The organism is Streptomyces sp. 1114.5, from assembly GCF_003635085.1.
GTDB lineage: Bacteria > Actinomycetota > Actinomycetes > Streptomycetales > Streptomycetaceae > Kitasatospora.
The window spans coordinates 2,424,757-2,450,427 of the sequence record NZ_RBXE01000001.1 but is presented as its reverse complement, the minus strand read 5'-3'; the positions used below and the strand labels follow the sequence as shown (position 1 = coordinate 2,450,427).

The 25,671-nt window shown below is 72.6% G+C and carries 24 protein-coding genes; 9 read left to right on the top strand and 15 right to left on the bottom strand.

Going from position 1 to position 25,671, the window contains the following annotated elements; translation table 11 throughout:
• Positions 1–2: 2 nt before the first annotated feature.
• Positions 3–1,094 (bottom strand): LLM class flavin-dependent oxidoreductase, encoded by a 1,092-nt coding sequence (locus BX285_RS10840; protein ID WP_121175009.1) that lies wholly within the window; start codon positions 1,092–1,094, stop codon positions 3–5.
• Between the two features lie 645 nt (positions 1,095–1,739).
• Between BX285_RS10840 and BX285_RS10835 the strand changes: the two genes are divergently transcribed.
• Positions 1,740–2,327, top strand: a complete 588-nt coding sequence (locus tag BX285_RS10835; RefSeq protein WP_257033103.1) for a DedA family protein — start codon at positions 1,740–1,742, stop codon at positions 2,325–2,327.
• Positions 2,328–2,735: 408 nt separating this feature from the next.
• Positions 2,736–4,016 (top strand): hypothetical protein, encoded by a 1,281-nt coding sequence (locus BX285_RS10830; protein ID WP_121175008.1) that lies wholly within the window; start codon positions 2,736–2,738, stop codon positions 4,014–4,016.
• A 51-nt stretch (positions 4,017–4,067) separates the two neighbouring features.
• Here BX285_RS10830 and BX285_RS10825 read toward each other — a convergent pair whose 3' ends face one another.
• From BX285_RS10825 to BX285_RS10800, 6 genes are all read right to left on the bottom strand, one after another.
• Positions 4,068–4,973 (bottom strand): alpha/beta fold hydrolase, encoded by a 906-nt coding sequence (locus BX285_RS10825; RefSeq protein ID WP_121175007.1) that lies wholly within the window; start codon positions 4,971–4,973, stop codon positions 4,068–4,070.
• Positions 4,970–6,055 carry a branched-chain amino acid ABC transporter permease gene (locus BX285_RS10820; protein WP_259470489.1) on the bottom strand — a complete coding sequence of 362 codons (1,086 nt, stop codon included), beginning with the start codon at positions 6,053–6,055 and terminating at the stop codon, positions 4,970–4,972. Before BX285_RS10820 ends, BX285_RS10825 begins: the two co-directional genes overlap by 4 nt.
• Positions 6,056–6,303: 248 nt before the next feature.
• Positions 6,304–7,170 carry a branched-chain amino acid ABC transporter permease gene (locus BX285_RS10815; RefSeq protein WP_121175006.1) on the bottom strand — a complete coding sequence of 289 codons (867 nt, stop codon included), beginning with the start codon at positions 7,168–7,170 and terminating at the stop codon, positions 6,304–6,306.
• Positions 7,170–7,976 carry an ABC transporter ATP-binding protein gene (locus BX285_RS10810; RefSeq protein ID WP_121177404.1) on the bottom strand — a complete coding sequence of 269 codons (807 nt, stop codon included), beginning with the start codon at positions 7,974–7,976 and terminating at the stop codon, positions 7,170–7,172. Before BX285_RS10810 ends, BX285_RS10815 begins: the two co-directional genes overlap by 1 nt.
• 53 nt (positions 7,977–8,029) lie before the next feature.
• Positions 8,030–8,788 carry an ABC transporter ATP-binding protein gene (locus tag BX285_RS10805; RefSeq protein WP_259470488.1) on the bottom strand — a complete coding sequence of 253 codons (759 nt, stop codon included), beginning with the start codon at positions 8,786–8,788 and terminating at the stop codon, positions 8,030–8,032.
• Positions 8,789–8,877: 89 nt separating this feature from the next.
• On the bottom strand, positions 8,878–10,152 hold the full coding sequence (locus BX285_RS10800) for a substrate-binding domain-containing protein (RefSeq protein WP_121175004.1): 1,275 nt from the start codon (positions 10,150–10,152) through the stop codon (positions 8,878–8,880).
• A gap of 284 nt (positions 10,153–10,436) precedes the next feature.
• Between BX285_RS10800 and BX285_RS10795 the strand changes: the two genes are divergently transcribed.
• From BX285_RS10795 to BX285_RS10780, 4 genes are all read left to right on the top strand, one after another.
• Positions 10,437–11,198 (top strand): CoA transferase subunit A, encoded by a 762-nt coding sequence (locus BX285_RS10795; RefSeq protein WP_097237784.1) that lies wholly within the window; start codon positions 10,437–10,439, stop codon positions 11,196–11,198.
• A gap of 4 nt (positions 11,199–11,202) precedes the next feature.
• Positions 11,203–11,970, top strand: coding sequence for a 3-oxoacid CoA-transferase subunit B (locus BX285_RS10790; RefSeq protein ID WP_121175003.1), 768 nt, complete (start codon positions 11,203–11,205; stop codon positions 11,968–11,970).
• A 489-nt stretch (positions 11,971–12,459) separates the two neighbouring features.
• Positions 12,460–14,589 (top strand): glycosyltransferase family 2 protein, encoded by a 2,130-nt coding sequence (locus BX285_RS10785; RefSeq protein WP_220783906.1) that lies wholly within the window; start codon positions 12,460–12,462, stop codon positions 14,587–14,589.
• A gap of 19 nt (positions 14,590–14,608) precedes the next feature.
• Entirely contained in the window at positions 14,609–16,540 is a 1,932-nt protein-coding gene (locus tag BX285_RS10780; protein ID WP_121175002.1) for a kelch motif-containing protein, read from the top strand.
• 20 nt (positions 16,541–16,560) lie between these two features.
• Here the strand turns inward: BX285_RS10780 and BX285_RS10775 are convergent, their stop codons facing one another.
• The 4 genes from BX285_RS10775 to BX285_RS10760 all read right to left on the bottom strand — a co-directional run bounded on the left by BX285_RS10775 (position 16,561) and on the right by BX285_RS10760 (position 20,761).
• A complete protein-coding gene (locus BX285_RS10775; RefSeq protein WP_179852866.1) occupies positions 16,561–17,649 on the bottom strand; it encodes a glycoside hydrolase family 6 protein in 1,089 nt (362 codons plus the stop codon).
• Between the two features lie 207 nt (positions 17,650–17,856).
• Positions 17,857–18,534, bottom strand: coding sequence for a uracil-DNA glycosylase (locus tag BX285_RS10770; protein ID WP_097240233.1), 678 nt, complete (start codon positions 18,532–18,534; stop codon positions 17,857–17,859).
• A 144-nt stretch (positions 18,535–18,678) separates the two neighbouring features.
• The gene (locus BX285_RS10765) at positions 18,679–19,845 is read right to left on the bottom strand and encodes a low temperature requirement protein A (protein WP_121175001.1); all 1,167 of its coding nucleotides are present in this window, start codon (positions 19,843–19,845) and stop codon (positions 18,679–18,681) included.
• Between the two features lie 136 nt (positions 19,846–19,981).
• Positions 19,982–20,761, bottom strand: coding sequence for an HAD-IIA family hydrolase (locus BX285_RS10760; protein WP_097237778.1), 780 nt, complete (start codon positions 20,759–20,761; stop codon positions 19,982–19,984).
• Positions 20,762–21,022: 261 nt separating this feature from the next.
• On the opposite strand from BX285_RS10760, the gene BX285_RS10755 reads away from it, so the two are divergent.
• A complete protein-coding gene (locus BX285_RS10755; RefSeq protein WP_121175000.1) occupies positions 21,023–22,114 on the top strand; it encodes a Gfo/Idh/MocA family oxidoreductase in 1,092 nt (363 codons plus the stop codon).
• Positions 22,115–22,213: 99 nt separating this feature from the next.
• Here BX285_RS10755 and BX285_RS10750 read toward each other — a convergent pair whose 3' ends face one another.
• On the bottom strand, positions 22,214–22,636 hold the full coding sequence (locus BX285_RS10750) for a type II toxin-antitoxin system VapC family toxin (RefSeq protein ID WP_257032739.1): 423 nt from the start codon (positions 22,634–22,636) through the stop codon (positions 22,214–22,216).
• Complete coding sequence (locus tag BX285_RS10745; RefSeq protein WP_097237775.1) at positions 22,629–22,913, bottom strand: type II toxin-antitoxin system Phd/YefM family antitoxin; 285 nt, start codon at positions 22,911–22,913, stop codon at positions 22,629–22,631. The genes BX285_RS10750 and BX285_RS10745 overlap by 8 nt, the downstream gene beginning before the upstream one ends.
• Before the next feature lie 166 nt (positions 22,914–23,079).
• Here BX285_RS10745 and BX285_RS10740 point away from each other — a divergent pair, with 166 nt between their 5' ends.
• Complete coding sequence (locus tag BX285_RS10740; RefSeq protein WP_097237774.1) at positions 23,080–23,373, top strand: DUF6412 domain-containing protein; 294 nt, start codon at positions 23,080–23,082, stop codon at positions 23,371–23,373.
• Between the two features lie 88 nt (positions 23,374–23,461).
• Complete coding sequence (locus BX285_RS10735; RefSeq protein WP_121174999.1) at positions 23,462–24,154, top strand: YidC/Oxa1 family membrane protein insertase; 693 nt, start codon at positions 23,462–23,464, stop codon at positions 24,152–24,154.
• A gap of 19 nt (positions 24,155–24,173) precedes the next feature.
• Here the strand turns inward: BX285_RS10735 and BX285_RS10730 are convergent, their stop codons facing one another.
• A complete protein-coding gene (locus tag BX285_RS10730) occupies positions 24,174–24,860 on the bottom strand; it encodes an HAD family hydrolase (RefSeq protein WP_259470487.1) in 687 nt (228 codons plus the stop codon).
• Positions 24,861–24,912: 52 nt separating this feature from the next.
• A complete protein-coding gene (locus BX285_RS10725) occupies positions 24,913–25,497 on the bottom strand; it encodes an NUDIX hydrolase (protein ID WP_121174998.1) in 585 nt (194 codons plus the stop codon).
• Between the last annotated feature and the right edge of the window lie 174 nt (positions 25,498–25,671).

Genomic DNA, 25,671 nt, shown 5'->3' with positions numbered 1-25,671 from the left:
CGTCAGGCGGTGGCCGTCAGACCGTAGGCCTCGGCGATCAGGCCGTAGGAGCGGAGACGGGCCTCGTGGCCGTGGATGTGCGAGGTGACCATCAGCTCGTCCACTCCGGTGCGCTTGCGCAGCGCCTCCAAGCCGTCCGCGACCCGGCCCGGGTCGCCGAGGACGACGTTGTCGAGCCAACTGTCGATGAAGTCCGCCTCCGCCGGGCTGTACGGGTACTGCTCGGCCTCCTCCGGGGTGGGGATCGGGCCGGGGTCGCCACGCCGCAGCCGGAGCATGCCGAGGGCTGCGGACCTGGCCAGGCGGCGGGCCGAGGGCTCGTCGTCGGCGGCGACGGCGCTCACGCCGATCAGTGCGTACGGCTCGGCGAGCACGGCGGACGGGCGGAAGGACGACCGGTAGAGGTCCAGGGCCGGGAGGGTGTTGGCGCTGCTGAAGTGGTGGGCGAAGGCGAACGGGAGACCGAGGCGGCCCGCCAGTCGGGCGCTGAACCCGGAGGAGCCCAGCAGCCAGATCGGCGGACGGCCCTTCCCCTGGGGAACGGCGGTCAGCCGCTCGTACGGGTGGCCGGCGGGGAAGTCGCCGTCGAGGAAGTGGGTCAGCTCGGCGAGCTGCTGCGGGAAGTCGTCCGCGCCCTCGGCGAGGCCGCGGCGCAGCGCACGGGCGGTGGCCGGGTCGGTGCCGGGGGCGCGTCCGAGCCCGAGGTCGATCCGGCCGGGGTGCAGGGCCTCCAGCAGGCCGAATTGCTCGGCGACGGCCAGCGGGGCGTGGTTGGGGAGCATCACACCGCCGGAACCGAGCCGGAGCGTCGTGGTGTTGGCGCCGAGGTGGGCGAGCAGGACGGCCGGGGTCGAGCTGGCCACCCCGGGCATGCCGTGGTGCTCGGCCACCCAGAAGCGGTGGTAGCCCCACTGCTCGGCCTTGCGGGCCAGCCCGGTGGTGGCCGCCAGGGCTTCGGCGGGCGTGTAGCCGACGCCGACGGTGGCCAGGTCCAGGATCGAGAGCGGGGCGGGTGCCGTACCGCGGGCGGCGCCCCGGATCGCCGCGCCGGGCGTCAGCCGGGTCCCGTGCTCCTGCTGGTCCTCGGTGGTCATGCCGTCCGCCCTCCTGGCTGTCCTGGTGCCGGCCTTCCTGGGGCCGGCCTGAGTCGGCGACCGTGCGGGTCTCGGGGGGCCCGGCGGTCGCTGCTGCCGACCGGGGTCAACCACGGTCGGGAGCTCGCTGTTCCCGCGCCCGGGGTGCCGTTCGGCCCTGCTCCGGCTCCGTTCTCGGCCGTTCTGCACGGTGCCGCCGAGCCGGCCCCGGGCTGACGGAGAGCCAGCGGGCGGACACGGTTGGCGACTTCACGCCAGCGCCGGAAGTCGCCAGCGCCAGGGCTCGCGGCGGGGGCCCGGCGTCCGGCAGTCTGGTGATCAGGAGCGGGTCGCCGGATGGGCCCCCGCACTCCACCTGCAAGATCGTCGGGCTGGACCAGCCTCGGACGATCACTGCGAGCCCTCGGTGCGGCACCCCGCCCCGGGGGCTCGTTCGGTTTCCGGCGCCCCTGCGCCACCGCCGGCGAGTCCGTCCCCGCCGGTCCGGGCGGGCGGCCCCGCCGCCCGGTGGGCGGCCGGAACCGCTGGCCGTGATCTACGGCATACCGGGGTGCTTCATGGCATGAAAAGTCGAGGCGCTAGCGTTGAGGCCTACAGCCACCTGCTCGCTCGGGCGGCGTGGAGGGAGTAAGGGCCTTGAACTTCATGGCGGCGATCGGATCCTCGTGGATCTGCGCCCTGGCTCTGTTCGCCGTACTCGGAGACGCCCTCCTCCCCTTCATCCCCAGCGGAACGCTGGTCATCCTGGCCGTGCTCAAGACGGCACAGGTCAACGGTGCCCCGCTGCTACTGGGCCTCGGTGTGGCGGTGGCCTCCTTCCTGGGCGATCTCCTCCTTCTCCACCTGGCCCGGCGCGGCGCCCCGCTGCTGAACCGCCGGCTCGCCCGGCGCCCCAAACTGGCGGCCAGCGTGACCCGGGTCCAACAGGCCCTGGTCGAACGGCCGCACGGCGCGGCCGCGGCGATGGTGGTGATCGCGAGGTTCGTCCCGGCCGGGCGGACCGTCCTGGACCTGGCCATCGGCCACTCCCCCGCCCATCCGCACCGCTTCCTGCACTGGTCGGCGCTGGCGGCGCTGGTCTGGGCCGCCTACATCGTGACGCTGGGCTGGCTGAACAGCCACTGGTTCAACACCGCCTGGCTGAGCCTCGCGGTCTCCTGCGCAGCGGCCACCGCCATCAGTACGGCGATCGCGCGCATGGTGCGGCGGCACCGTCGGCTCGCCGCGCTCTGACCGGACCTTCCCGGCCGTCCTTCCCGACCGGCGTCCTCCGACCGCTCCGCGCTGCCGCTGCCCCTGACCCCTGTTCGTACGGCCGGGCCCAGTAAGGGGCAAAAGTTTTCCCAAGAGGGCGATCAACCGGGCCGAACCCTGACGAACTGCGGCTGGGGCCGGACCGACCGGCGGTACCGTACAGCGCGGGCCGCGAGGGATCCGAAGCGTCACAGCACGGCAACAGACGAGGGATACCTGCAGCCCAGCCGGGGGTGCCTGGCGTGTTGAGAGTCGTCGGAGCTCGGCGGCCTTGGTGGCCGCCATGGCGACATGACATGCTAACGGCGGAATAATCATCAATTGCCCGATTTGACCGGTGCGGCCGCGGGCCGTCCTCACCACCGGCATCGGCACCCAGGGGAGACCATGACCAGCATCTCGCGCAGGACTGTGCTCAGTGCGACCGCTGCGACCGCGGCCCTCGGCGCGGTCGCAGCCTGCTCCAGCGGCGGTTCCGGTTCGAGCCAGGACTCCACCCCTGCGGGTTCCGGCGGCGGCAGCAGCGCCCCCCAGACCGGCACCGGCGACCCGACCCAGGCGGTGGTGCCCAAGGGCACCCCGATCGGCGACGGCTCCAACGCGGACACCGGGCCGCAGCCGAACCAGCCCAAGCCCGAGAAGCTCAAGCCGGGCGAGCGGCCGCCGCAGTTCGTGGTGTTCTCCTGGGACGGGGCCGGCGGCACCGAGGACGGCCAGTTCCCCCGCTTCCTGAAGCTGGCGGAGCAGTACAAGGCCACGATGACCTTCTTCCTCTCCGGCATATACGCCCTTCCCAAGGGCAAGGCCGACCTGTACCACCCGCCGAAGCACTCGGTCGGCGCCTCCGACATCCCGTACCTGTCGGACGGTGCGGTCAAGAGCACGCTCAAGCTCATCAGCCAGGCCTGGCTCGCCGGTCACGAGATCGGCACCCACTTCAACGGGCACTTCTGCTCCAGCCGACCGGACAAGAACGGGGTCAACATGTGGACCCCGGAGGACTGGCAGAGCGAGATCGACCAGGCGATCGGCTTCGTCACCCAGTGGCGGACCAACACCGGCTTCACCGACGTCGACCCGCTCCCCTTCGACTACAAGAAGGAGCTCATCGGCGGCCGCACCCCCTGCCTGGAGGGACAGAAGGCGCTGCTGCCGACCATCGCCAAGCTCGGCTGGAAGTACGACGCCAGCTCCTCGGGCGGGCTCCAGATATGGCCGCAGAAGGTGCAGGACGGCAAGGTCTGGGACTTCCCGCTGCAGTCCATACCGTTCCCCGGGCACACCTTCCAGGTCCTGTCGATGGACTACAACATCCTGGCCAACCAGTCCAACGGCAGCACCAAGGGCGACCCGGCCAAGTACAACGACTGGCGCACCCAGGCCACCGACTCCTACCTGGCGGGCTTCGACCGCGCGTACAACAGCAACCGCGCACCGTTCTTCATCGGCAACCACTTCGAGCAGTGGAACGGCGGCATATACATGGACGCCGTCGAGCAGACGCTCAAGACCATCGCCGGCAAGCCCGAGGTGCGGCTGGTCTCCTTCCGGCAGCTGGTCGAGTGGCTGGAGGTGCAGGACCAGTCCACCCTGCGCAAGCTGCGCTCGCTCAACGTCGGCCAGGCGCCGACGGGCGGCTGGGAGAGCTTCCTCGGCACCGCGGGCTGACCCGCCGGCCGCTGCCGGCCCGGGCCTCCCTGCCCCCGCGGGCAGGGGTGGCTACCCCGCGGCGGGGGTGTCCGCGAGCAGGCTGCGGACGATGCGGTCGGCCCCCGCCTCGTTCCAGAGGATCGAGTAGTGGTTGGTGCCCGGCACCGGTGAGGCCGGGACCCGTTCCGGGTCCAGCCCGGCCAGCCCGATCCGCTGGTGGTCGTAGAGGCCCTGCGGTTCGTCGAACAGTCCGCGCTCGGCCCACAACAGCTCGGCGGGGCAGGTCAGCCGGTGCACGGCGGCCGCCGCCTCCCGGTCCAGGAGGACCTGGGCACCATCGATCCGGACGGCCTCCGGCACGCAGGAGGAGCGCAGTTCGGGTGCCTCTCCGACGAGGTCGCGCTGGGTGTGGGCGTCGATCCCGTCGGTCCACGCGGCTCCGACGGCCGGGTGCCGCTGCCAGAACGCCCGGTAGGCCTCGCGGTCCGGGAAGGTCATGGACAGCCGGGCCACCGCGGGCCCCAGCACCGCGGCCAGGGCGTCCTCCTCGCGGACGCCCGCCGGCAGCGGGAAGGTCAGCGCACCGTCCACCAGCAGGACTCGGCGGACGAGTCCGGGGTGCCGGAGGGCGGCCAGGGCAGCGATCCAGGCCCCCATCGAGTGGCCGACGACCACCGCGGGCCCCGAACCGAGGGCGGCGATCAGCGCGGCCACGTCATCGGCGTGCCGGACCAGCCCGTACGGCCCGGCGACCGAGCGGCTGGCACCGCGGCCCCGCAGGTCGGGCGCGAGCAGGGTGACCCGTCCGGCGAGCCGGTGGGCGACCTCGTACCAGGCGAGGCTGTTGGCGGTGATGCCGTGCACCGCCACGACCGTCGGCGCCCCGGGCTCCTCGGCGGGCCAGCGCAGGACGGCCAGGTCCCCGCCGGGCACGGGGACGGTCAACTCCTCGGGGTTCAGGGGGGACTGGCTCACGCGGGGGTACCTCCGGTGGGGCGGGCGGTGCGGACGGCGGTGGTGCGGGCCGAGCGGGCGGATCGGGCGGCGCGGATGCGGGCGGGCAGACCGGCCAGGCCGCCGGGCAGCAGGTAGACCACGGCGACGAACAAGGCGCCCAGCAGGAAGAGGGGTTGGGAGAGCGGCACGCGCAGCGCCGCGGGCAGGTCGGCGACGGCCGTCGAGTTGGCGAGGTCGCCGAGCCGGTGGCTCGCCCACGTGTACAGGACGCCGCCGAGCAACGGCCCCCAGCGGGTGCCGGATCCGCCGAGGACGACCATCACCAGGAGGGCGAGCGTGGCGTCCGAGGTGGCGGCCTGCGGGGTGGCACCACCGGTCAGCAGCAGGTAGACCACCCCGCCCAGGCCGGCGAGGGTGCCGGCCAGCACGAAGGCGACCAACTTGTAGCCGTAGGGCCGCAGTCCGAGCACCTCGACCCGGCGCTCGTTCTCCCTGATGCCCTCCCAGACGCGGCCGATCGGCGAGTTGACGGCCCAGTGGACCGCGGCGAGCGTCAGCACCAGGTAGCCGACGGCGATCCAGTAGAGGTTGGCGGTGTTCTCGATCCCGAGCAGGCCGGAGGGCAGCAGGTCGGCCGGGGCCGAGCGGCCCTCCTCGCCGCCGGTGACGCCACCGGGGTTGCGCTGGACAAGGATCGAGCCGGCCTGGGCGAAGGCGAGGGTGACCATGGAGAAGCCGATGCCGGTGACGCGCAGGCTGACCGAGCCGAGCAGGAGGGCCAGCAGCACGGTGCAGGCGACGCCGAACACCGCGGCGGCGGCGAAGGGCAGTTGCAGCTCCAGCATGCCGAGGTCGGTGGCGTAGAGGCCGGTCGCGAAGTAGAGCGCGTGGCCGAAGGAGAGCAGTCCGGTACGGCCGAGCAGGAGGTCGTAGCCGGTGGCGAGGGCCCCGTAGAGCAGGCACAGGGCGAGGAGTTGGAGGCTTCCGGGGCTGCCGAGCGGGCCGTCGAGCAGTCCCGGGAGGGGAAGCGCACTGTATGGGGCGACAAGGAGCGTGATCAGCAGAGCGATCGGCCACCAGCGTAGCGCTCCGTGCAGCACTGTCCAGCGATTAGTGACTGAATCACCTGTTCGAGGGATGGCGCCGGACTCGCGAGTGTGTTCACATGGGGTCTCGGCAAGGCTGGTGTCAGTCCCCCTTGCCACAGTGACGGTGTCGGCGGAGCTGGTGTCAGTCCCCTCTGCTGATATGGCGGTCACGGCAGGGCTGGTGTCAGTCCCCCCTGCCGAGGTGGCGGCGCTGCGGCGGACCGCGGGGCCACCGGTGCTCGTGATCGGACGTTCGGCGTTCACGCGAGCCTCCCGGTGAGTCCACGGGGTCGGACCAGAAGCAGCACGGCGAGCAGGACGACGACCGAGAGGTCGCCGAGCCCGGCGCCGGTGTAGTAGTTGGCGAACTGCTGGACGAGGCCGACGCCCACCGAGGCGGCGGCGGCCCCGGTCACGGACCCCATGCCGCCCATCACCACGACGACGAAGGCGAAGATGAGCAGGCCGGTCCCCTGGCCGGGATTGACCGAACCGAAGTAGAGGCCGCCGAGGGCACCGCCGAGCGCGGCGGCCGCCCCGCCGATGGCGAAGACGAGGGTGAACGCCTTCCGGACGTCGATGCCGAGCGCGGTGACCATCGCCCGGTCCTCGACGCCGGCCCGGACGATCAGCCCGTAGCGGGTACGGGCGAGGAACAACCGAAGAGTGAGCAGCAACAGCGCAGCGGCGGCCACCAGGACGAAGCGGTTGACCGGGACGGTCGCACCGAGCACGTGCCAGGTGCCGGACAGCAGGGCCGGCTGGGGGAAGGGGCGGGCGTCCGCGCCCCAGATCCCCATGAGCAGGGCGGGCACGGCGAGTCCGACCCCGACGGTGGCGAGGATCTGGTCGCGCGGGCGGCTGTAGAGCGGCCGGATCACGAAGAGCTCCAGCAGGACGGCGGCGGCCGTCCCGACCAGGGTGCCGAAGGGCACCGCGAGCCAGAAGGAGAGGCCGGCCTCGGTGCCGGCCCACCAGGTGGCGTACGCGCCGATGGAGAGCAGGGCGCCGTGCGCGAAGTTGAGCACGTCCATCAGGCCGAAGATCAACGACAGACCGGAGGCGACCAGGAAGTACAGCGCACCGAGACCGAGTCCGGTACAGGAAAGGAGAACGAGGGTGTCCATCAGGGCTTCACCTCCGCGGTGATGACAGGGGCAGCCGGGGAGGCTGCGGGCCGGGACTCGCCGGCGAGCGGGCGACGGGAGCCGACGCCGAGCAGGCGGCGGGCGGCCTCCTCGTCGGCCAACAGCTCGGCAGTGTGGCCGCGGTGGGCGGTGCGGCCGTCGGCCAGGACGGCGCAGGTGCCGGCCAGTCGGCGGACCAGGGCGAGGTTCTGCTCGACCAGGAGGACGGGCACGGCCTCCGCGGCGCGGGCCAGCACCTCGGCCACCTCGGCCACGATCCTCGGGGCCAGACCCTTGGTGGGCTCGTCGGCGATGATCAACCGGTTGCGGTTGAGCAGCGTCCGGCCGATCGCCACCATCTGCTGCTGGCCACCGGAGAGTGTCCCGGCCAACTGCCCGGCCCGCTGCTTCAGTTCGGGGAAGAGCTCGTGCACGAGCGGATAGTCCGGCTCGACGGCTCCGGCCCCGCCCTGGGTGCCGCGCTCGGCGAGGCGGAGGTTCTCGGCGACCGTCAGGCCCGCGAAGATCCCCCGGTCCTCGGGCGCGTACCCGATGCCATGACGAACGACCAGATACGTGGGAAGGGAGGAGAGTTCGGCGCCGGCGAAACAGATCCTGCCAGTGCGCGGAACCAGGCCCATCAGGGCCTTGACGGTGGTGGTCTTGCCCGCACCGTTGCGGCCGAGGAGCGCGGTGACCCCGACGGGGGCCACGTCGAGGTCGACGCCGTGCAGGATGTGCAGCCCGTCGATGACGACCCGCAGATCGCGGACGGAGAGGAGGGGTTCGGTAGCGGAGGAGGGCACGGAGAACGGTACGGAGGATGAGTCGGAGGACGACGAGGAGAGCGGAGAGGAGGTCACAGCGCCTCACCCAGGTAGGCCTGTTGCACGGTCGGGTCGGCCATCACGGCCTCGGGGGTGTCCAGGGCGAGCAGGGTGCCGTGGTGCATCACCGCGAGTCGGTCGGCCAGACCGAGCAGGACGTCCATGTGGTGCTCGACCATCAGGACGGTCCGGCCCAGGTCGCGGTGCACGGAGCGGATCAGCTCGGTGAGGGCGGGCACCTCCTCCGCGCCGACGCCCGCCATCGGCTCGTCCAGCAGGATCACCCGCGGATCGGAGACCAGCAGGACGGCCAGCTCCAGCTTGCGCTTCTCTCCGTGCGAGAGAGTGCCGGCCAAGGTGTCCGCGCGGTGGGTGAGTTCGGTGCGGTGCAGGGTGTCGGCCAGCTGGTCCTCGTAGTGGTCGGCGCGACGCCAGAGCCGGTACGAGGCGCGGGGCCCGGCCGCCGCCTGGGCGGCCAGGCGGACATGGTCGGCGACCGTCATCCCTGGCCAGAGTGAGGAGGTCTGAAAGGTGCGGCCGAGGCCCCGGCGGGCCCGGGCGTGCACGGTCTCGGCGGTGACGTCCGCACCATCGAGGTGGAGGCTGCCGTGCGTCGCCGGGTGGATGCCGGAGACCAGGTTGAAGAGGGAGGTCTTGCCGGCGCCGTTGGGCCCGATGAAGGCGATGAACTCGCCTTCGCCGACGGAGAAGGAGACGTCCTCGACGATCGGCACACCACGGACGGACCAGCCGAGCCCGTCCAGGCGCAGCACCGGGGAGGAGGAACGCACCGACGACGCCGAGGGTGTGGAGGCAGTACCGGCGGAGGGCGTACGGGCGGAGGCAGAACGAGAGGAGGACGTACGGGCGGGCACCGGGATCAGCCCGCCATCGGGGTGACCGGAGGGGCCACCTCGTCCGCGGTCAGGGTCTTCTCCACCTTGGGCTTGGCAGCGGCTCCAGTGCCGGTCAGCCGGACCTGGAACATCGGCTGGAGGAGGGCGTGGTCCTCGGCTCGTACCGTGGTCTTCCCCTTCACCCCGTCGAAGCTCCAGCCCTCCAGCGCCTTGACCAGCGCCGAAGTGTCGTCGGCAGAGCCGTGGTTGGCCTCGACGGCGTGCACGATCAGCTGCGCGGCGGTGAACCCGTCGGGCGTGAAGATGTCGCTCTTCCCGCCGGCGGCGGTGACGGCCTCGTCCATGGCCTTCTCCACCGGGGTGCCGGCGGCGCCGCCGAAGTAGTGGTTCAGGAAGGAGATCTTCTCGCCGGCCGGGCCGAACAGCGGGTAGGAGGCGGCCAGGTCGAGGCCGGTGACGACCTTGGTATCGGTGAACACGTCCTGCTGGTTGAGCGCCGTCCACAGGGCCGAGGCGGTGTCGCCGGCCCAGGCGACGAACAGCAGGTCGGGTCTGGCGGTCTTGGCCTGGGTGGCGAAGGGGGTGAGGTCGGTGGCGCTCGGCGGGGCGAGCACCTGCTCGACGGTCGCCCCTTCGGCGCCGAGCACGGCCTTCACGGCGGCCACATTGGCCTGCCCGAAGGCGTTGTCCTGTGCGAGCACGGTGACCTTCTTGCCCTTGGCGTCACCGACGAACGAGGCCGCGGTCCTGATGTCCTGGTAGGACTGGCGGCCGGAACGGAAGGTGTACGTGTTCAGACCGGTGACCTTGTCGGCGGCGGCCGGGCCGCTGATGAAGAGCACCTTGTTCTGGGCCGCGATCGGGCCGACCTGGAGGGCGACGCCGGAGGCGGTGGAGCCGGCCAGCACCTTGTAGCCCTTGCCGATCAGGTCCTTGGCGGCGGACACCGCCTTGGCCGGGTCGCCCGCGTCGTCCTGCTCCTCGAACTCGATCCTGTGCCCGTCCACCGCGCCGGTGCCCTTGGTCGCGTAGCCCAGGCCGGCCTTGAAACCGTCCAGGTACTGCTTGCCGTAGGCGGCCAACGGTCCGGTCTTGGAGTAGACCAGGCCGACCTTGATCGGGCCCTTGGCTCCGCCGTCCGCAGCGCTCGTCCCGGCGGTGCCGGCCTTGGCGCAGCCTGCGGCGAGCAGGACGCACGCCGCGAGGGCGGCGAGCCTCCGGGCCGGGCCGCCGCCGGCCTGGGGCCCGCCCGGGCGGTCGCCGGAGGCGGTCCTGGTGGGGACTGTCGAGCTGCGCATGGTGACCGACTCCTGAGGTCCGGCGGGGTGGATGCCGGAACCGTAGGTGTGCGGTGGGAAGGGCGACATGTGCCCGGGCGACGTATCAGCCCGGCGGGATGTGGCTGCGGTCGACATACCGCCGACCCGGAGCCGTCCTCCGGGTGCCCGGGTGTGGTGCACCGACACGGGTCATCGCGCACCCATGGAGCCGGCCGCCATGGCTGCGAGGGCCCGCGCCCGGTGACGGTTGGGGGACACCCCTCCCCTCTGCCCCTCCCTCCCACTCCTCATGAGGTGATCCCTTGGACAAGGTCCTGAACTCCCCCGCCGACGCCGTCGGGGACATCCCCGACGGTGCGGTGCTGGCCGTCGGCGGCTTCGGGCTCTGCGGCATCCCGAGCACACTGATCGGTGCGCTGGTGGACGCCGGCGTCACCGGGCTGCGCGTGGTCTCGAACAACTGCGGGGTGGACGACTGGGGGCTGGGCCTGCTGCTGCGGGCGGGCCGGATCGCCCGGATGACCTCCTCCTACGTCGGGGAGAACAAGGAGTTCGCCCGGCAGTACCTCTCCGGCGAGCTGGAGGTGGAGCTGACCCCGCAGGGCACGCTGGCCGAGCGGCTGCGGGCGGGCGGCGCCGGCATCCCGGCGTTCTTCACCCCGGCCGGGGTCGGCACCCAGGTCGAGGAGGGCGGGCTGCCCTGGCGCCACGCGGCGGACGGCTCGGTGGCCCTGGCCTCGCCGCCCAAGGAGGTGCGGGAGTTCGGCGGTCGGCGGTACCTCATGGAGGAGGCGATCACGGCCGACTTCGCGCTGGTCCGGGCCGAGGTGGCGGACCGGCACGGCAACTGCGTGTTCCACGCGGCCGCCCGCAACTTCAACCCGCTCTGCGCGGCGGCGGGCCGGGTCACCCTGGTCGAGGCGGACCGGATCGTCGAACCGGGTGGGATCGCCCCGGACGCCGTGCACCTGCCCGGGGTGTACGTCGACCGGGTGGTGGCCGCCGACCCCGGAGACCGCCGCATCGAGCGCCGGACCGTCCGACCCGCACGCCAGGAGGCCTGAGCCGATGTCCACTCCGAGCAGCGCCCGTACCCTGCACGACACCAGCACCGCACCCGGCGCCACCGCCGTCCCTGCCCTCGCTCCCGCCCGCGCCTCCGCCTCCGCCTCCGCCTCCGCCGCCCCTTCCCCCAGCCCAGGTCTCGACCCGCGCAACTTCCTGGCCGCCCGCGCCGCACGGGAGTTGCTCGACGGGCAGTACGTGAACCTGGGGATCGGCCTGCCCACCCTGATCCCCGACCACCTCCCGCCGGGTGTCGAGGTGGTGCTGCACTCGGAGAACGGCGTCCTCGGTGTCGGCCCGTACCCGGAAGAGGGCGCCGAGCACGCCGACCTGATCAACGCCGGGAAGGAGACGGTGACGGTCGCCCCCGGTGCCTCCTACTTCGACTCGGCCTTCTCCTTCGGCATGGTCCGGTCCGGTCGGATCGACGTCTCCGTGCTCGGCGCGATGCAGGTGTCGGCCGAGGGGGACCTCGCGAACTGGATGATCCCCGGCAAGATGGTCAAGGGCATGGGCGGCGCGATGGACCTGGTGCACGGGGCCCGTCGGCTGATCGTCGTGATGGAGCACACCGCCCGGGACGGCTCACCGAAGATCGTCGAGCAGCTGTCCCTTCCCGCGACGGGACGCGGAGTTGTGGACCGGATCGTCACCGAGTTGGCGGTGATCGACGTGACACCGGAAGGACTGCGCCTGGTGGAGACGGCGCCGGGTGTGGGGTTCGCCGAGGTCCGGGCGGCGACCGGCGCCACCCTCCTCCCTCCGGCGTGACCACGTCGGCGACGGAAGACGTGGGCGGAAAGCGTGGACGGCACGCGTGGACGGAAAGCGTGGACCGTACGCGCGGACAGAACTCGCGGAGGGAAGTCGCGGTGGGAACTCGCGGACAGAACTCGTGAAGGGACTTCGCCTCGCTATCACCTCCGGGCGACAGAATGGCCTGGAACGGCAGGAACTTCATGCCTGAGTGGTGATCATTTCTCGGAACGGTTGCGATCACCGTGACGCTCCGGGAGAGTTGAACACGTCGAGGATCCGAGCGCTCGGAGGGGAAGCCGGGACATCCGCCGGGATCCCGCATTCGAAGTCACCGTGCAGGCGCATAACTGAACCAGTCGCACACGTCATGTGCCGAATAGTCACAGCCCGGTGAACTGCCCGAATGGCCGCAGTTCACCGGGCTGTGTTTCTGCCTGGACGGTGGCTCCGCGACGAGGCCGAGCAGCGAAGCAAGGCGCGAAGACTCCGGGGGAGCAATCAATGACCACGCCGTTCTCGCGACGGAAGGACGTCGGGACGGCCCGCAGGCGAGGGGCCGGGCACCTGGACGAGGGCGCCCTGGGTTCCTTATCCGTGCCCGAAGCCCCGTACGACTACGGCCACTTCAGCCGTCTCGCCGGGCCGGCCCACGATCCGGACGAGGACGACGACCTCGGCGGCGGCGTCTACCGGCCGGAACCGGCGGCCCACGCGATACCCGCGTCACCGCCCACACCCGCGTCACCGCCCACACCCGCGCCACCGCCCGTACCCCCGACGGCCCCCTACCGCGTCCGGTACCGCAGTCTGCTGCGCCGCGAGCCGCACCGGATCCGCGCCGCCCTGCTGCTGACGGCGGCGCCCGTGGTGGAGGCCGTGCTGCTGGTCTGGCTGCTGCTGCCGGAGCACTGGCCGGAGCGGCTGGACGAGACGAACCCCCTGGTACTGCTGGGCGACAAGGTGATGATCGGGATCATCGCCGTGGTCGAGCTGTTCCGGCTGGTCAACGTGGTCTCCAACACCCACGCCACCCTGGTCGCCCGCGATCCGGTACCGGTGACGCCGGAGCCGGGCACCCGGGTCGCGTTCCTCACCACCTGCGTGCCGGGCAAGGAGCCGCCGGAGATGGTCCGGGCCACGCTGGTCGCGGCCCGTGCGGTGCGGCACGAAGGGCCGTACGAGGTCTGGCTGCTGGACGAGGGAAACGATCCTGCAATGCAGGAGCTCTGCGCCGAGCTGGGCGTCCGCCACTTCAGCCGCGCCGGCCGCCCGCACTGGAACCGCCCGAAGGGCAGGTTCCGCGCCAGGAGCAAGCACGGCAACTACAACGCCTGGCTCCAGGCGCACGGCGACGACTACGACTTCTGGGTGTCCGTCGACACCGACCACGTCCCGCTGCCCGACTTCTGCGAGCGGATGCTCGGCTACTTCCGCGATCCCGACGTGGCATTCGTGGTCGGCCCCCAGGTGTACGGGAACTACCGCAGCTCGGGTTCGGCCGTCACCAAATTCTCCGAGAGCCAGCAGTACCTCTTCCACGCCCTCATCCAACGCGCCGGAAACCGTTACGGCGCGCCCATGTTCGTCGGCACCAACAACGCGGTCAGAATCCGCGCGCTCCAGTCGATCGGCGGGTTGTACGACTCCATCACGGAGGATATGGCGACCGGCCTGGAGTTCCACCGGAGCCGAAACCCGGAGACCGGAGAGCGCTGGAAGTCCGTGTACACCCCGGACGTGCTGGCGGTCGGCGAAGGACCCTCCTCCTGGACCGACTTCTTCTCCCAGCAACTGCGCTGGAGCCGGGGTACCTACGAGACCCTGCTGACCCAGTACTGGCGGGTGTTCTGGCAGCTCTCGCCGGGCCGGCTGCTCAACTACTCCCTGATGGTGGGCTTCTACCCGATGGCCGCGCTGACCTGGCTGCTCGGCGGCCTGTCCAGCGTGCTCTACCTGGGCTTCGGAGCCTCCGGCGTGCACGTCTCCTCCGAGCTCTGGATGATGCTCTACAGCGACGCCGCCGCGCTCCAACTGCTGCTCTACACCTGGAACCGCAAACACAACGTGAGCCCGCACGAGCCGGCCGGCTCCTCGGGGGTGGCCGGCATGATGATGTCGGCTCTGTGCGGCCCGATCTACGCGGCCTCGCTGCTGCAGGCGCTGGTCCGCCGCCGCAGCCGCTTCGAGGTGACGCCCAAGGGGCGCTCGGCCAGCACCGACCGCCTCGGCACCTTCCGCTACCACCTCTTCTGGACGCTGGTGTTCGGCGGCGCGATCGCCGCGTCCTTCGTCACCGGCTACGACCACGTCGCGATGCGCACCTGGGCCGGGATCGCCCTGGCGCTGACCCTCCTGCCGGTGCTGATCCTGGCCGGCGACGCCGTCCGCCGCCTCCGCACCCGCCCCACCGCGACCCTCACCGTCACCGGCGGCCCGGCTGCGACCCCGAAGGTCGTCCTGGAGAAGCGCCGCCCCCGCCACGCCCGCGACCCACGCGCAGCCCAGCACGACCATCCGACGCAGCACGGCCGGCCAATGCGGCACGACCATCCGACGCAGCACGGCCAGCCCGCGCACCCCGCCCATCCGACGCAGCACACCCGGGCCGAGAGCGGCACCCCCATCCACTGAGACTGAGGGAGCAACCACCGTGAGGATCCGCCAGACCGGCCGCACCAAGCGCTTCGCCCTCGGCAGCACCGTCGCGCTGACGGTGGCCGGGATGAACGCACCGGCCGTCCTCGGCTTCGCGTCCCAGCAGTACCACCACTACGTGATCAACCGTCCCGAGTACAAGGCGCAGTACGGCCACTGGCAGACCCTGGCGCTGCCCGCCGAGTTCCGGGTCAACGCCGTGCACGCCACCCTGCTGCGCACCGGCAAGGTCCTGATCGTGGCCGGCTCCGGCAACGACGAGAAGCAGTTCGGCGCGGGCACCTTCAAGAGCCTGCTCTGGGACCCGGCGAGGAACGGCTACAAGCTGATACCGACCCCGGCCGACATGTTCTGCGGCGGCCACGCCTCGCTGCCGGACGGCCGGGTGCTGGTGGCCGGCGGCACCCAGCGGTACGAGAAGCTGGCCGGCGCGGTGAAGAAGGCGGCCGGCGTCATGCGGGTGCGCAACGAGAGCCCGGAGCGCGACCGGACCTTCCCCAAGGGCACCGTCTTCGTCGCCCCGAACGGCCGCGAGTACGCCACCACCGGCCCGGTGACCGTCCCGGCCGCGACCAAGAGCGGCTCCGGCCGGCAGACCGTCGTCACCGCCGGCGAGCAGCACGTGTTCGTGGAGGCGGTCGGCACCGGCCCCGACTACGTGGCGGGATCCCCGGCCCAGTACCGGATCAAGGGCCTGACCGGCACCGACGCCCACAACCTCTACGGGCAGAGCGACAAGCTGACCCTGGACAAGCAGGAGTACCAGGGCATCCGCTCCGCCTTCGAGTTCAACCCGGACACCGAACTGTACGAGCCGGTCACCGACATGGCCCACGCCCGCTGGTACCCGACGCTGACCGGGCTGGGCGACGGCCGGGTGGTCACCGTCTCCGGGCTGGACGACACCGGGGAGATCCTCAACGGCAACGACAACGAGATCTACGACCCGAAGAGCAGGACCTGGTCCAGGGCGCCGGAGCGCTACTTCCCGACCTACCCGTCGATCTTCCTGACCGCCTCCGGCAAGCTCTTCTACTCCGCGTCCAACGCCGGTTACGGGCCCGCCGACAAGGGTCGCGAGGCCGGCGTCTGGGACCTGTCGACCAACGCCTTCCAGGCCGTCCCCGGCCTGCGCGACCCGGGCCTGACCGAGACCTCCTCCTCGGTGCTGCTGCCGCCCGCGCAGGCGCAGAAGGTGATGGTGCTGGGCGGCGGCGGGGTCGGCGAGTCACCGCTGTCCACGGCCCGCACCGACATCGTCGACCTCTCCGCCGTCAAGCCCGCCTTCACCCCGGGCCCGGACCTGCCGGCCGGCGGCACCCGCTACCTCAACAGCGTGATCCTCCCGGACGACACCGTCCTCACCACCGGCGGCTCCAGCGGCTACCGCGGCCGCGGCGACAGCGACCTGCTCAAGGCGCAGGTGTACCACCCGGATTCCAACAGCTTCAGCACCGCCGCCGAGCCGACCGTCGGCCGCAACTACCACTCGGAGGCCCTGCTGCTGCCGGACGGCAGGGTCGCCGTGCTCGGCTCCAACCCGCTCTTCGCGGACAAGGCCGAGACCCAGCCGGGCGGCTTCGAGCAGCGCATCGAGATCTACAGCCCGCCGTACCTGTACCACGGCGACCGCCCGCAGGTCGGCTCCGCACCGTCGACGGCGAAGCTCGGCGGCACCCTCGCCGTCGGCACCTCCCGAGCGGACGCGGTGGCCACCGCCAAGCTGATCCGGCCGAGTTCGGTCACCCACGTGACGGACGTCGAGCAGCGCTCGGTGGCCCTGGACATCACCGCGCGGACGGCGGACGGCGTCTCGCTCACCCTCCCGAGCAACCCCAACCTGCTGCCGCCGGGCTGGTACATGCTGTTCCTGACGGACGCCGCCGGCACCCCGTCGGTCGCCCGCTGGGTCCAGGTCACGGGGTAGCGCGCCCGCGTCCGACGCCGTCAGCGCGCCGCCTGCGCCAGCCCGAGCGCGTACGGCAGCCAGAACTCGCCCGCCCGGGGCTCGCCGCGGCCGCACTCGCCGTCCGACTCCCCCGGGTTCTTGATCCACAGGTAGGCGTCCACCCCGGGTCGGCCGGTGTCGGCGGTCGGCCGCTCGCCGAGCGCCCGCCCGGGCGGGTTGCACCAGGAGTCGCCGCCCAGCGCGCCGTTGCCGCTGCGGCTGGTGTCGATGACGAAGTTCTTCCCGCCCAGCACCGCCGAGAGCCGGGCGCCGTACGCCGCGTTGCGCTCGGTGTCGTAGAAGTTGGCGACGTTCACCGCGAAGCCGTCCGCCGCGGCGATGCCCGACTTGCGCAGGGCGGCGGCCAGCTCCTGCGGGTCCTGCGCCCAGCCGGGGTTGCCCGCGTCCAGGTAGACCCGGACGTTCGGGCGCTTCTTCAACTCCTGGACGGCGAAGGCCAACAGGCCGTACCGCTCGGCGGCCAGGTCGCCCTTGACCCCGCAGGCGTCCAGGGTGTGCGCGACGGCGTCCGGCTCCAGCACGACCCAGGCCCGGCGGTCGCCGAGGGCCTGCGCGACACCGGTGATCCAGGCCCGGTAGGCGGTCGCGTCGGGGGCACCGCCGGCCGAGTACTGGCCGCAGTCCCGGTGCGGGATGTCGTACGCGACGAACACCGCCGTGCGGCCCGTCTCGGCGGCCCGGCGGCTCACCTGCTCGGCGATCTCCCTGGCGCCGTGCTCGCCGAGCCACTGCGAGGAGGGCTGCGAGGCTATCCGCGCCAGCGTGTCGGCCTCGGCCGTCCGGCCCTGGCCGCGCAGTGCGGCCAGCTGGCGGGCGGCGTTGGTCTGGTCGGAGACGTAGAAGGTCTGCCCGGGGAGCTGGGCGAGGGCGCCGGGAGCGGTGGCACCGGCGGTGGTCGTCGGACCGGCGGAGCCGGTCCTGCCCGGTGCGCCACCGTCCGCGCCACCGTCCGCGGCGCCGGTCGTACCACCGTCCGTACCACCGTCTGCGCCACCGTCCGTGCCGCTGCAGCCGGACCCGGCGAGCAGCACCCCGGCCAGCGCCACCCCCACGGCCCACCGGGACACCCCCGACCCCCGCAACGTCCTCGACCGCCGCAGCCCGTGCACGTACCGCCCCTCCCACGACCGGTCCGGCGACCGGTCGGCACCAGCTAAGCACACCCGGCCCAGGCCGACGGCCGACCGCAGTGAACGCCAAGTGGCCGTGGGCGCACGGGAGATCGAACCCGCCCGGCCCACGGCCACCCGACGATCGGGGCCCCGCCCCGGTGCTCAGGCCTGCTTCAGGTTCGGCACCCGCCAGTCGATCGGCTCGCCGCCGAAGCCGTCCAGCGCCTCGTTGATCTGCGAGAACGGGCGGCTCCCGAAGAACAGCTTCGCGGACAGCGGGGACGGGTGCGCACCCTGCACCACCACGTGCCGGGAGACGTCGATCAGCGGCAGCTTCTTCTTCGCGTAGTTGCCCCACAGCACGAAGACGACCGGCTCCTCGCGGTCGCTCACCGCCTTGATCACCGCGTCGGTGAACTTCTCCCAGCCCTTCGCCTTGTGCGAGTTGGCCTCGTGCGCACGGACCGTGAGCACTGCGTTGAGCAGCAGCACGCCCTGCTCGGCCCAGTGCATCAGGTAGCCGTTGTCCGGAGCCGGGATGCCCAGGTCGGCGTCCAGCTCCTTGAAGATGTTGCGCAGCGAGGGCGGCGTCTTGGTGCCGGGCAGCACCGAGAAGCTCATGCCGTGGGCCTGACCGTTGTCGTGGTACGGGTCCTGGCCGAGCACGAGCACCCGGACCTTCTCGTACGGAGTGGCCTCCAGAGCGGCGAACTCCTGACCGCTCGGCGGGAACACCTCGTGCTCCGCACGCTGGGCCGCCACGAAGGCCTCCAGCTCGGCGAAGTACGGCTTGTCCGTCTCGGCGCTCAGCACCTCGCGCCAGGACCCGGGCAGCTCCAGCCCGCCGCCCGCGCCGGCCCCGACCACGCCCGCCCCGACCGTGTCCGCCTCGACCGTGTCCGTCACGACATCTACCTCCCACACCGCGGCTGCTGTGCCGCACGCCCTCTTTCACCCAGAACGCTACACAGGCCCACCGACAACTCACGCCCCAGGAGCGGTCGGGGGAACACTGGCAGGAACGGGAGCGGCGGCGGCCCGGGAGGTGCGCTCCACCCGGAGGTGCTCCAGCACGTTCAGTGCCACCAGCAGCACCGCCAGTACCACCAGCACCACCAGCGCCGGAAGCCGCACCACGGCCGGCAGCAGCACCAGCGTCACGGCCGCCGCGCCGATCCGGGTCGTCGCGACCTGGCGGAACATCATCCAGCGCGTGTACCCGAAGGTCAGCAGGTACAGCGCGCACCCGCCGTACAGCAGCGCCACCGCGCCCGGGCCGAGCGCCCGCCACGGGTCGGCGACGGTCTCCCCGAAGCCGACCGCCACCCCGATCACGCCGGCGACCAGCGCCAGGTGCCCGTACTGGAAGATCCGCCGGACCACGTCCCGGCGCGAGTCGGCGGTCACCACGGCGTGCCGCATCGCGTCCGCCGCGTACACGAAGTACTGCCACCACAGGCTCGCCGAGATGGTGAACGCAGCTGCCACGGCGGCTAGTTCGGCCGCGTCCAGCCGGGCCGAGGCGGCCGTGCCGCCGATCCCGACGATCGACTCGCCGAGCGCCACCAGCAGGAACAGCGCGAACCGCTCCGGCATGTGCGCCGGGTGGTAGGCGACCTTGGCCAGCCGCCGCCGGAACACCGTCGGCGCGGCCAGGTCGCCGAGGGCGGCCGCCGCCCACAGGGCGAGCCGCGGCCCGTCCGGCAGCAGTCCGCCCGCCACCAGCAGCGGTCCGCTGACCAGCACGCCCACCCCGTACGGGCCGCGCCAGACGCCCGGGATGCGGACCAGCAGGAGCAGCAGTACCACCCGGGCCAGCCAGTACGCGGCGCCGAGCAGCACGCCCCGCCCGCCGTACGCGCCCGGGATCGCCAGGGCCATGAACAGGCCGGCCAGCCCGACCAGCAGGATGCCCAGGCGGTCCCGCGGGTTGTCCACGTCCCGGATGTTGGCCTGCACGGTGGTGCCGACCCAGCACCAGTACACCGGGACGAACACCACCAGCGCCCGGACCAGGCCGGTCGCGTCGTGGTGGTGGTGCAGCAGCCCGGAGACCTGGGTGATGGCGAGGACGAAGACCAGGTCGAAGTACAGCTCCGCCCAGGTGACCCGCTTCTCCCCGACGTCTTCCGCTTCCGCCGGCGTACTCATCCGCCCACGCCTCCCCCGCACCTACGAACCACGAGCACGAACCACGAGCAGGAACCACACGTACGAACCCACACGTACGAAGCGGGCCCCGCCCCGGCGACCGGCCGGAACGGGGCCCACGACAACACCGCAGAGGCTAGACCAGCTCGATCAGGTCCGCGATCGACTTGACCACGCGGGTCGGCCGGTACGGGAAGCGCTCCACGTCGCCGGCCGAGGTCAGGCCGGTGAGCACCAGGATGGTCTCCATGCCGGCCTCCATGCCCGCGACGATGTCGGTGTCCATCCGGTCGCCGATCATCACGGCGGTCTCGGAGTGGGCGCCGGCGGTGTTCAGTGCCTCGCGCATCATCAGCGGATTGGGCTTGCCGACGAAGTACGGGTCGACGCCGGTCGCCTTGGTGATCAGGGCCGCGACCGAGCCGGTGGCCGGCAGCACGCCCTCGGTGGAGGGGCCGGTCTCGTCCGGGTTGGTGCAGATGAACCGGGCGCCCTGGTTGATCAGGCGGATCGCCTTGGTCAGCGCCTCGAAGGAGTAGGTGCGGGTCTCACCGAGGACCACGTAGTCGGGGTTGTTGTCGGTCAGCACGTAGCCGGCCTGGTAGAGCGCGGTGGTGAGGCCCGCCTCGCCGATCACGTACGCGGTGCCGTTGGGGCGCTGGCTCTTGAGGAACTTGGCGGTGGCCAGGGCGGAGGTCCAGATGCACTCCTCGGGCACCTCCAGGCCCATGCCGGCCAGGCGGGCGCTGAGGTCGCGCGGGGTGTAGATGGAGTTGTTGGTGAGGACGAGGAAGGGCTTGCCGGACTCCCGCAGCCTGCGCAGGAACTCCTCCGCCCCGGGGATCGGCGTGCCCTCGTGGATGAGGACGCCGTCCATGTCGGTCAGCCAGGACTCGATGGGCTTGCGGTCTGCCACGTGCGTGTCTCCCGGAGTGTTGCAACGTCTTGCGTGATGCGAGGGCCCTGACGCGGCACAGCCTAATCCGCACACATGGCCGACGGCAGTGCGTTCCGCCCACCGGTACGGCGCCGGCCACCGACCGGCTGCCGACCGGCCACCGACCGGCCGCCCTGGCGCCACCGGTCGGCTGCCCCGGGCGGCCCGGGCGAAACCGGGAGCAACAGGAGCAACAGGAGCAACGGGAGCAACCGGTCGGGTCGTGATTGAGTAGGCCGCATGAACCCGCAGACGACCTCCCGCCCCCGGCCCGACCGCCCGTTCCGCGTCGGCCTGATCGGCTACGGCCTGGCCGGTTCCGCGTTCCACGCGCCGCTGATCGCGACCACGCCGGGGCTGCGGCTGGACGCCGTGGTCACCGCCAACCCCGAGCGGCGCGCGCAGCTGGCGCAGGAGCACCCCGACGCCCGGGCCGTCGACACCCCCGAACAGCTGCTCGCCGACCCGGACGCGCTCGACCTGGTCGTCATCGCCTCGCCGAACCGCACCCACGCCCCGCTCGCCCGCGCCGCCCTGCGGGCCGGCCTGGCCACCGTGGTGGACAAGCCGCTGGCGGCCACCGCCGCCCAGGCGCTGGAGCTGTGCCGGCTCGCAGAGGAGCGGGGCGTCCTGCTCTCCGTGTTCCAGAACCGGCGCTGGGACGGCGACTTCCTCACCGCGGGCCGGCTGGTGCGCGGCGGCGCGCTCGGCCGGGTGCACCGCTTCGAGTCCCGCTTCGAGCGCTTCCGCCCCAAGCCCAAGGCCGGCTGGCGCGAACTGGCCGACCCGGCCGAGGTCGGCGGCACGCTGTACGACCTGGGCAGCCACCTGGTCGACCAGGCGCTCACGCTGTTCGGACCGGTCGAGACGGTGTACGCGGAGATCGACGTGCGGCGCGACGGGGCGGTCGTGGACGACGACGCCTTCCTCGCCCTCACCCACGCCTCCGGCACCCGCTCGCACCTGTGGACCAGCGCCATCACCCCGCTGATCGGCCCCCGGCTGCGGGTGCTCGGCGACGCTGCCGGCTACGTCAAGCCCGGCATGGACCCGCAGGAGGCCGACCTGCGGGCGGGCCTGCGCCCGGACGGCGCCCGCCCCTGGGGCGCCGACCTGCCCGCCCAGTACGGCACCCTCGGCACCGACGAGTCGGCGGTCCCGCTCCCGACCGACCCGGGCGACTACCCCGCCTACTACGCGGGCATCGCCGCCGCCCTGGCCACCCCCGGCACCCCGCCCCCGGTCGACCCGCGCGACGCGGTGGCCACCCTCACGGTCCTGGAGGCCGCCCGCACCTCCGCCGCCACCGGAACGACGGTCCGCCTGGGCTGACGGCTCTCCGGGCTGACGGCTCCCCGGGCTGACGGTCACCTGGGCTGACGACCGTCCCACCGAGCGCCGCCCGGGCCGACGGCCCCGCACCGGCGGCGCTCAGATCCCGATGACCTCCACCGCCGAGCCCAGTCCGCGGAAGTCCGCCACGTTGCGGGTGTACAGCGGCAGCCCGTGGGCGGAGGCGACGGCGGCGATCATCAGGTCGATCCGGCGCGGGCGCGGCTGGCGACCGGCGGCGATCGTGAGGGTGACCAGTGTCCCGTAGCGGGCGGCGGCGGCCGCGTCGAAGGGCAGCGGGTCGAAATCGGCCATCGCCGCGCCCAGCACCTCCAGCCGGGCGGCCCGGCTCGCCGGGTCCCGGGCCATCGAGACGCCCTGCTGCAGTTCGGCGAAGGTGATCGCGGTCAGCTCCGGCACGGCCGGCAGGTCGGCCGGGCTGAGCAGCGCCAGGTCGATGTAGACGCAGGTGTCCAGCACCCCGGCCGGCCGCCGCCGTGGCGACCGCCGGCGCTCAGCCACGCCGCCGCTCGAACGGGTCGTCGCCCTCGTCCCCCACCAGCTCCTCGGGCCCGAAGTCCTCCTCGGCCTCCTTGCGCATCTGCTGGTAGTCCACCCGCGGCAGCTTCACGTGCCGCGCCACCAGCTCCTCCGCGGTGAGCCGTCGGCGCCCGGACACCGGCCGCAGCTCCGCGACCTCGACCCCGTTCCTGGTGATGTGGAAGGTCTCCCCCGCCTCCACCGCGTCCATCACCGCGGCGGAGTTGTTCCGGAACTCCCGCTGGGTAATCGTCCTCATCCCTCCACGGTAGCTCCGCGTAGCACCGATGGCTACGGCTCTCGCAGCACCTTCCGGACTGCAGCACCTGCCCGGCACATCCGGTGCGGAGCGGGAACCCGGGAGGCCGTACGATCGTCCTGCTTGTACGTCCGGACCCGCGGAACACCGAAGGAGGAGCAGGGCCATGGCTGTTGTCGCGATGTTGCTCGGGCTGCTCCGGGTGCTGACCGGGGGCCTGGCGGCCGACAACGGGACGCTGGCGTCCGTTGCCGCCGTCGCGGCCGTGGCACTGGTGGCCGGAGCGGTCGCCGGGGCACTGGCCGGGGCCCGGCTCCTGGGGGCGCGGGCGCCCGCGGCGGTGCGCAGCGGGGTGCTGCGACGCCGGGCGTTCCGTACGGCGTTCCTTCCGCAGCGTGATCCGGATGCCCGGGGCCGGCGACGCCCCAGGGCGCCCGGGGCGGCCCTGGCGGCCGCGTAACCCCTCGCCGTACCACGGCTCTTCGCGTCTTCGCGGCCGTCCTCCGCCGATCACTCATGTCCTGAGACCCCGGAGGGCTCGCTTCACCATGTCCGTTCTCGCCGTTCTCGACCCGGCCGTCGCCGCCGCGCACGCCGCCGTCGCCGCCCTCGCCCACGTCCTGCCGACCGCGCTGGCGATCGTGCTGTTCACCGTCGCCGTACGGCTCTCGCTGCACCCGCTGGCGCGGGCGGCGGCGCGCGGGGAGAAGGCGCGGGCCGAGCTCGCGCCGAAGGTCGCCGCCCTGAACGCCAAGTACAAGGGCCGGCCGGAGAAGCTGCGGGAGGCGATGGCCGAGCTGTACCGGAAGGAGCAGGTGTCGCCGGCCGCGGGCTGCCTGCCGATGCTGGTGCAGATCCCGTTCTTCTCGGTGATGTACCGGCTGTTCACGACGCCGAACGACCTGCTCGACCACACCCTGTTCGGCGTGCCGCTGGGCCTGCACGTCACGGGCGCGCACGGCGTCGGCCAGTTCGCGGTGTTCGGCCTGCTGTACGCCGGGCTGGCGGCGGTCGGGTACGTCAACTACCGCCGGGCCCGGCGTGCGGCGGCGGCGCAGCCCACCCCGCAGCCGGGGGCGGCGCTGCTGCCGTACCTGTCGTTCGCGTCGGTGCTGTTCGCGCTGCTGGTGCCGGTGGCCGCCGCGCTGTACCTGCTGACGACGAGCGTCTGGTCGGCCGCGGAGCGGGCCTGGCTGTACCGGGACGGGACGCCGGTGCCGGCGGCCGTGCTCGCGGCCTGAGCGCCGGTCGGGACGCCGCTCAGAAGTGGCGCAGCAGCTCGGGGAAGGCTCCGAGCTGCAGCGTCGCCTCGTCCGGGCCCAGGTCCTGGTGCTCCAGCACCCAGGTGTGCTCGTGCGGGATGAAGACGGTGCGCAGGCCGGCCCGGCGGGCGGGGGCGATGTCGGACTTGGGCGAGTTGCCGATCATCCAGGTCCGGTCCGGGGCGAGGCCGAGCTCGGCGGTCAGCTGCCGGTAGGTGTCGACGGACTTCTCGGCCACGATGTGGACGCCCCGGAAGTGGTGGTCGATCGTGGACTCCGCCACCTTGCGCCGCTGTTCGTCCTGATCGCCCTTGGTGAGCAGCAGCAGGTGGTGGCGGTCGGCGAGGGCGGCGAGGGTGGCGGCGACGCCGGGGATCAGCTCGACCTGCCGGCTGTTCAGCGGGGTGAGCAGGTCGTCGATCCGGGCCTGCTCGGCGGACGTGGGGGTGCGGCCGCCGTTGAGCTGCTGCAGGCAGTCGGCGAGGCTCTGCCGGAAGACGGCGGCGCCGTAGCCGAGGGCTGCGGAGTTGGCGGCCTCGATCGCGTCCAGGACGGCGCGGGTGCGGTCCCGCTCGGCGGGGGTGGCGACCCAGTCGAGGAAGCCGTCGATGGCCCGCTCGAAGAGGACGTTGTTCTCCCAGAGGGTGTCGTCGGCGTCGAAGACGAGGATCTGGTCGGTGTGCACGGTGGGTCTCCAGGGGGACGTGCGTCGGGCCGGTGGGGTCAGGTGGGCGGGCTCAGGCGGGCGGGAGCAGGCGGGCCGCGCGGTCGAGGGTCTGGCGGAGGTTCTCCTCGGTGGTGCGCTGCCTGGCCTCCTCGACGGTGAGCCACTCCAGCGGGGAGGCCGGGTTCTCCGGCCGGGCCCGGTCCGGGGTCCCGGTCGCCAGGAGGAAGCGCAGGTCGGCGTGCTCGTGGGCGGGTTCGACGGGCGAGGCCGGGACGGGGACCACGGCGAGGTGGACCAGGGCGGCGTCGGGCCACGGGGTGAGGTCGGTCAGACCGGTCTCCTCCCGGCCCTCGCGCAGGGCGATGTCCAGCGGCAGGGTCTCCCCCGGGTCGCCGTGGCCGCCGACGTGCAGCCAGGCCTGCTGGCGGACGTGCCAGCGCAGCAGGACGCGGCGGGTCGGCGGGTGGACGATCAGCGCGGAGGCGGTGAAGTGGAGGGGGAAGGTGCTGCGGGACCAGGCGTCGGCCGGGTCGGTGACGTCGGCGAGGCGGCGGGCCCGCTGGTGGTCGGCGGTCTCCACCGGGCCCTGCGGCCGGTGGCGGTCCAGCAGTCGGGCCAGGTCGGGGTTCTGCGGCGAGCCGTCCGTGCTCTCCATGGATCAACAACTCCTCGTTCTGCTCCGGGACCTCGTCAACGGGCTTGCGGGAACGGGTGATCGGGCCCGGGCGTACGGTTCCGGCGAACCCGCGCAGCCTAGCCCGGGGCCGGTCGGCCGGCCCACCGGTTTTCGCCCGCCTCCTCGCCCGCTTCTTCGCCCGCCTCCTCGCTC

Bases quoted from the DNA above. Each gene is read 5' to 3' on its own strand.
- BX285_RS10840 (WP_121175009.1), bottom strand. From the start codon at position 1,094: ATGACCACCGAGGACCAGCAGGAGCACGGGACCCGGCTGACGCCCGGC.
- BX285_RS10835 (WP_257033103.1), top strand. From the start codon at position 1,740: ATGGCGGCGATCGGATCCTCGTGGATCTGCGCCCTGGCTCTGTTCGCC.
- BX285_RS10830 (WP_121175008.1), top strand. From the start codon at position 2,736: ATGACCAGCATCTCGCGCAGGACTGTGCTCAGTGCGACCGCTGCGACC.
- BX285_RS10815 (WP_121175006.1), bottom strand. From the start codon at position 7,170: ATGGACACCCTCGTTCTCCTTTCCTGTACCGGACTCGGTCTCGGTGCG.
- BX285_RS10800 (WP_121175004.1), bottom strand. From the start codon at position 10,152: ATGCGCAGCTCGACAGTCCCCACCAGGACCGCCTCCGGCGACCGCCCG.
- BX285_RS10790 (WP_121175003.1), top strand. From the start codon at position 11,203: ATGTCCACTCCGAGCAGCGCCCGTACCCTGCACGACACCAGCACCGCA.
- BX285_RS10785 (WP_220783906.1), top strand. From the start codon at position 12,460: ATGACCACGCCGTTCTCGCGACGGAAGGACGTCGGGACGGCCCGCAGG.
- BX285_RS10765 (WP_121175001.1), bottom strand. From the start codon at position 19,845: ATGAGTACGCCGGCGGAAGCGGAAGACGTCGGGGAGAAGCGGGTCACC.
- BX285_RS10755 (WP_121175000.1), top strand. From the start codon at position 21,023: ATGAACCCGCAGACGACCTCCCGCCCCCGGCCCGACCGCCCGTTCCGC.
- BX285_RS10745 (WP_097237775.1), bottom strand. From the start codon at position 22,913: ATGAGGACGATTACCCAGCGGGAGTTCCGGAACAACTCCGCCGCGGTG.
- BX285_RS10740 (WP_097237774.1), top strand. From the start codon at position 23,080: ATGGCTGTTGTCGCGATGTTGCTCGGGCTGCTCCGGGTGCTGACCGGG.
- BX285_RS10735 (WP_121174999.1), top strand. From the start codon at position 23,462: ATGTCCGTTCTCGCCGTTCTCGACCCGGCCGTCGCCGCCGCGCACGCC.
- BX285_RS10725 (WP_121174998.1), bottom strand. From the start codon at position 25,497: ATGGAGAGCACGGACGGCTCGCCGCAGAACCCCGACCTGGCCCGACTG.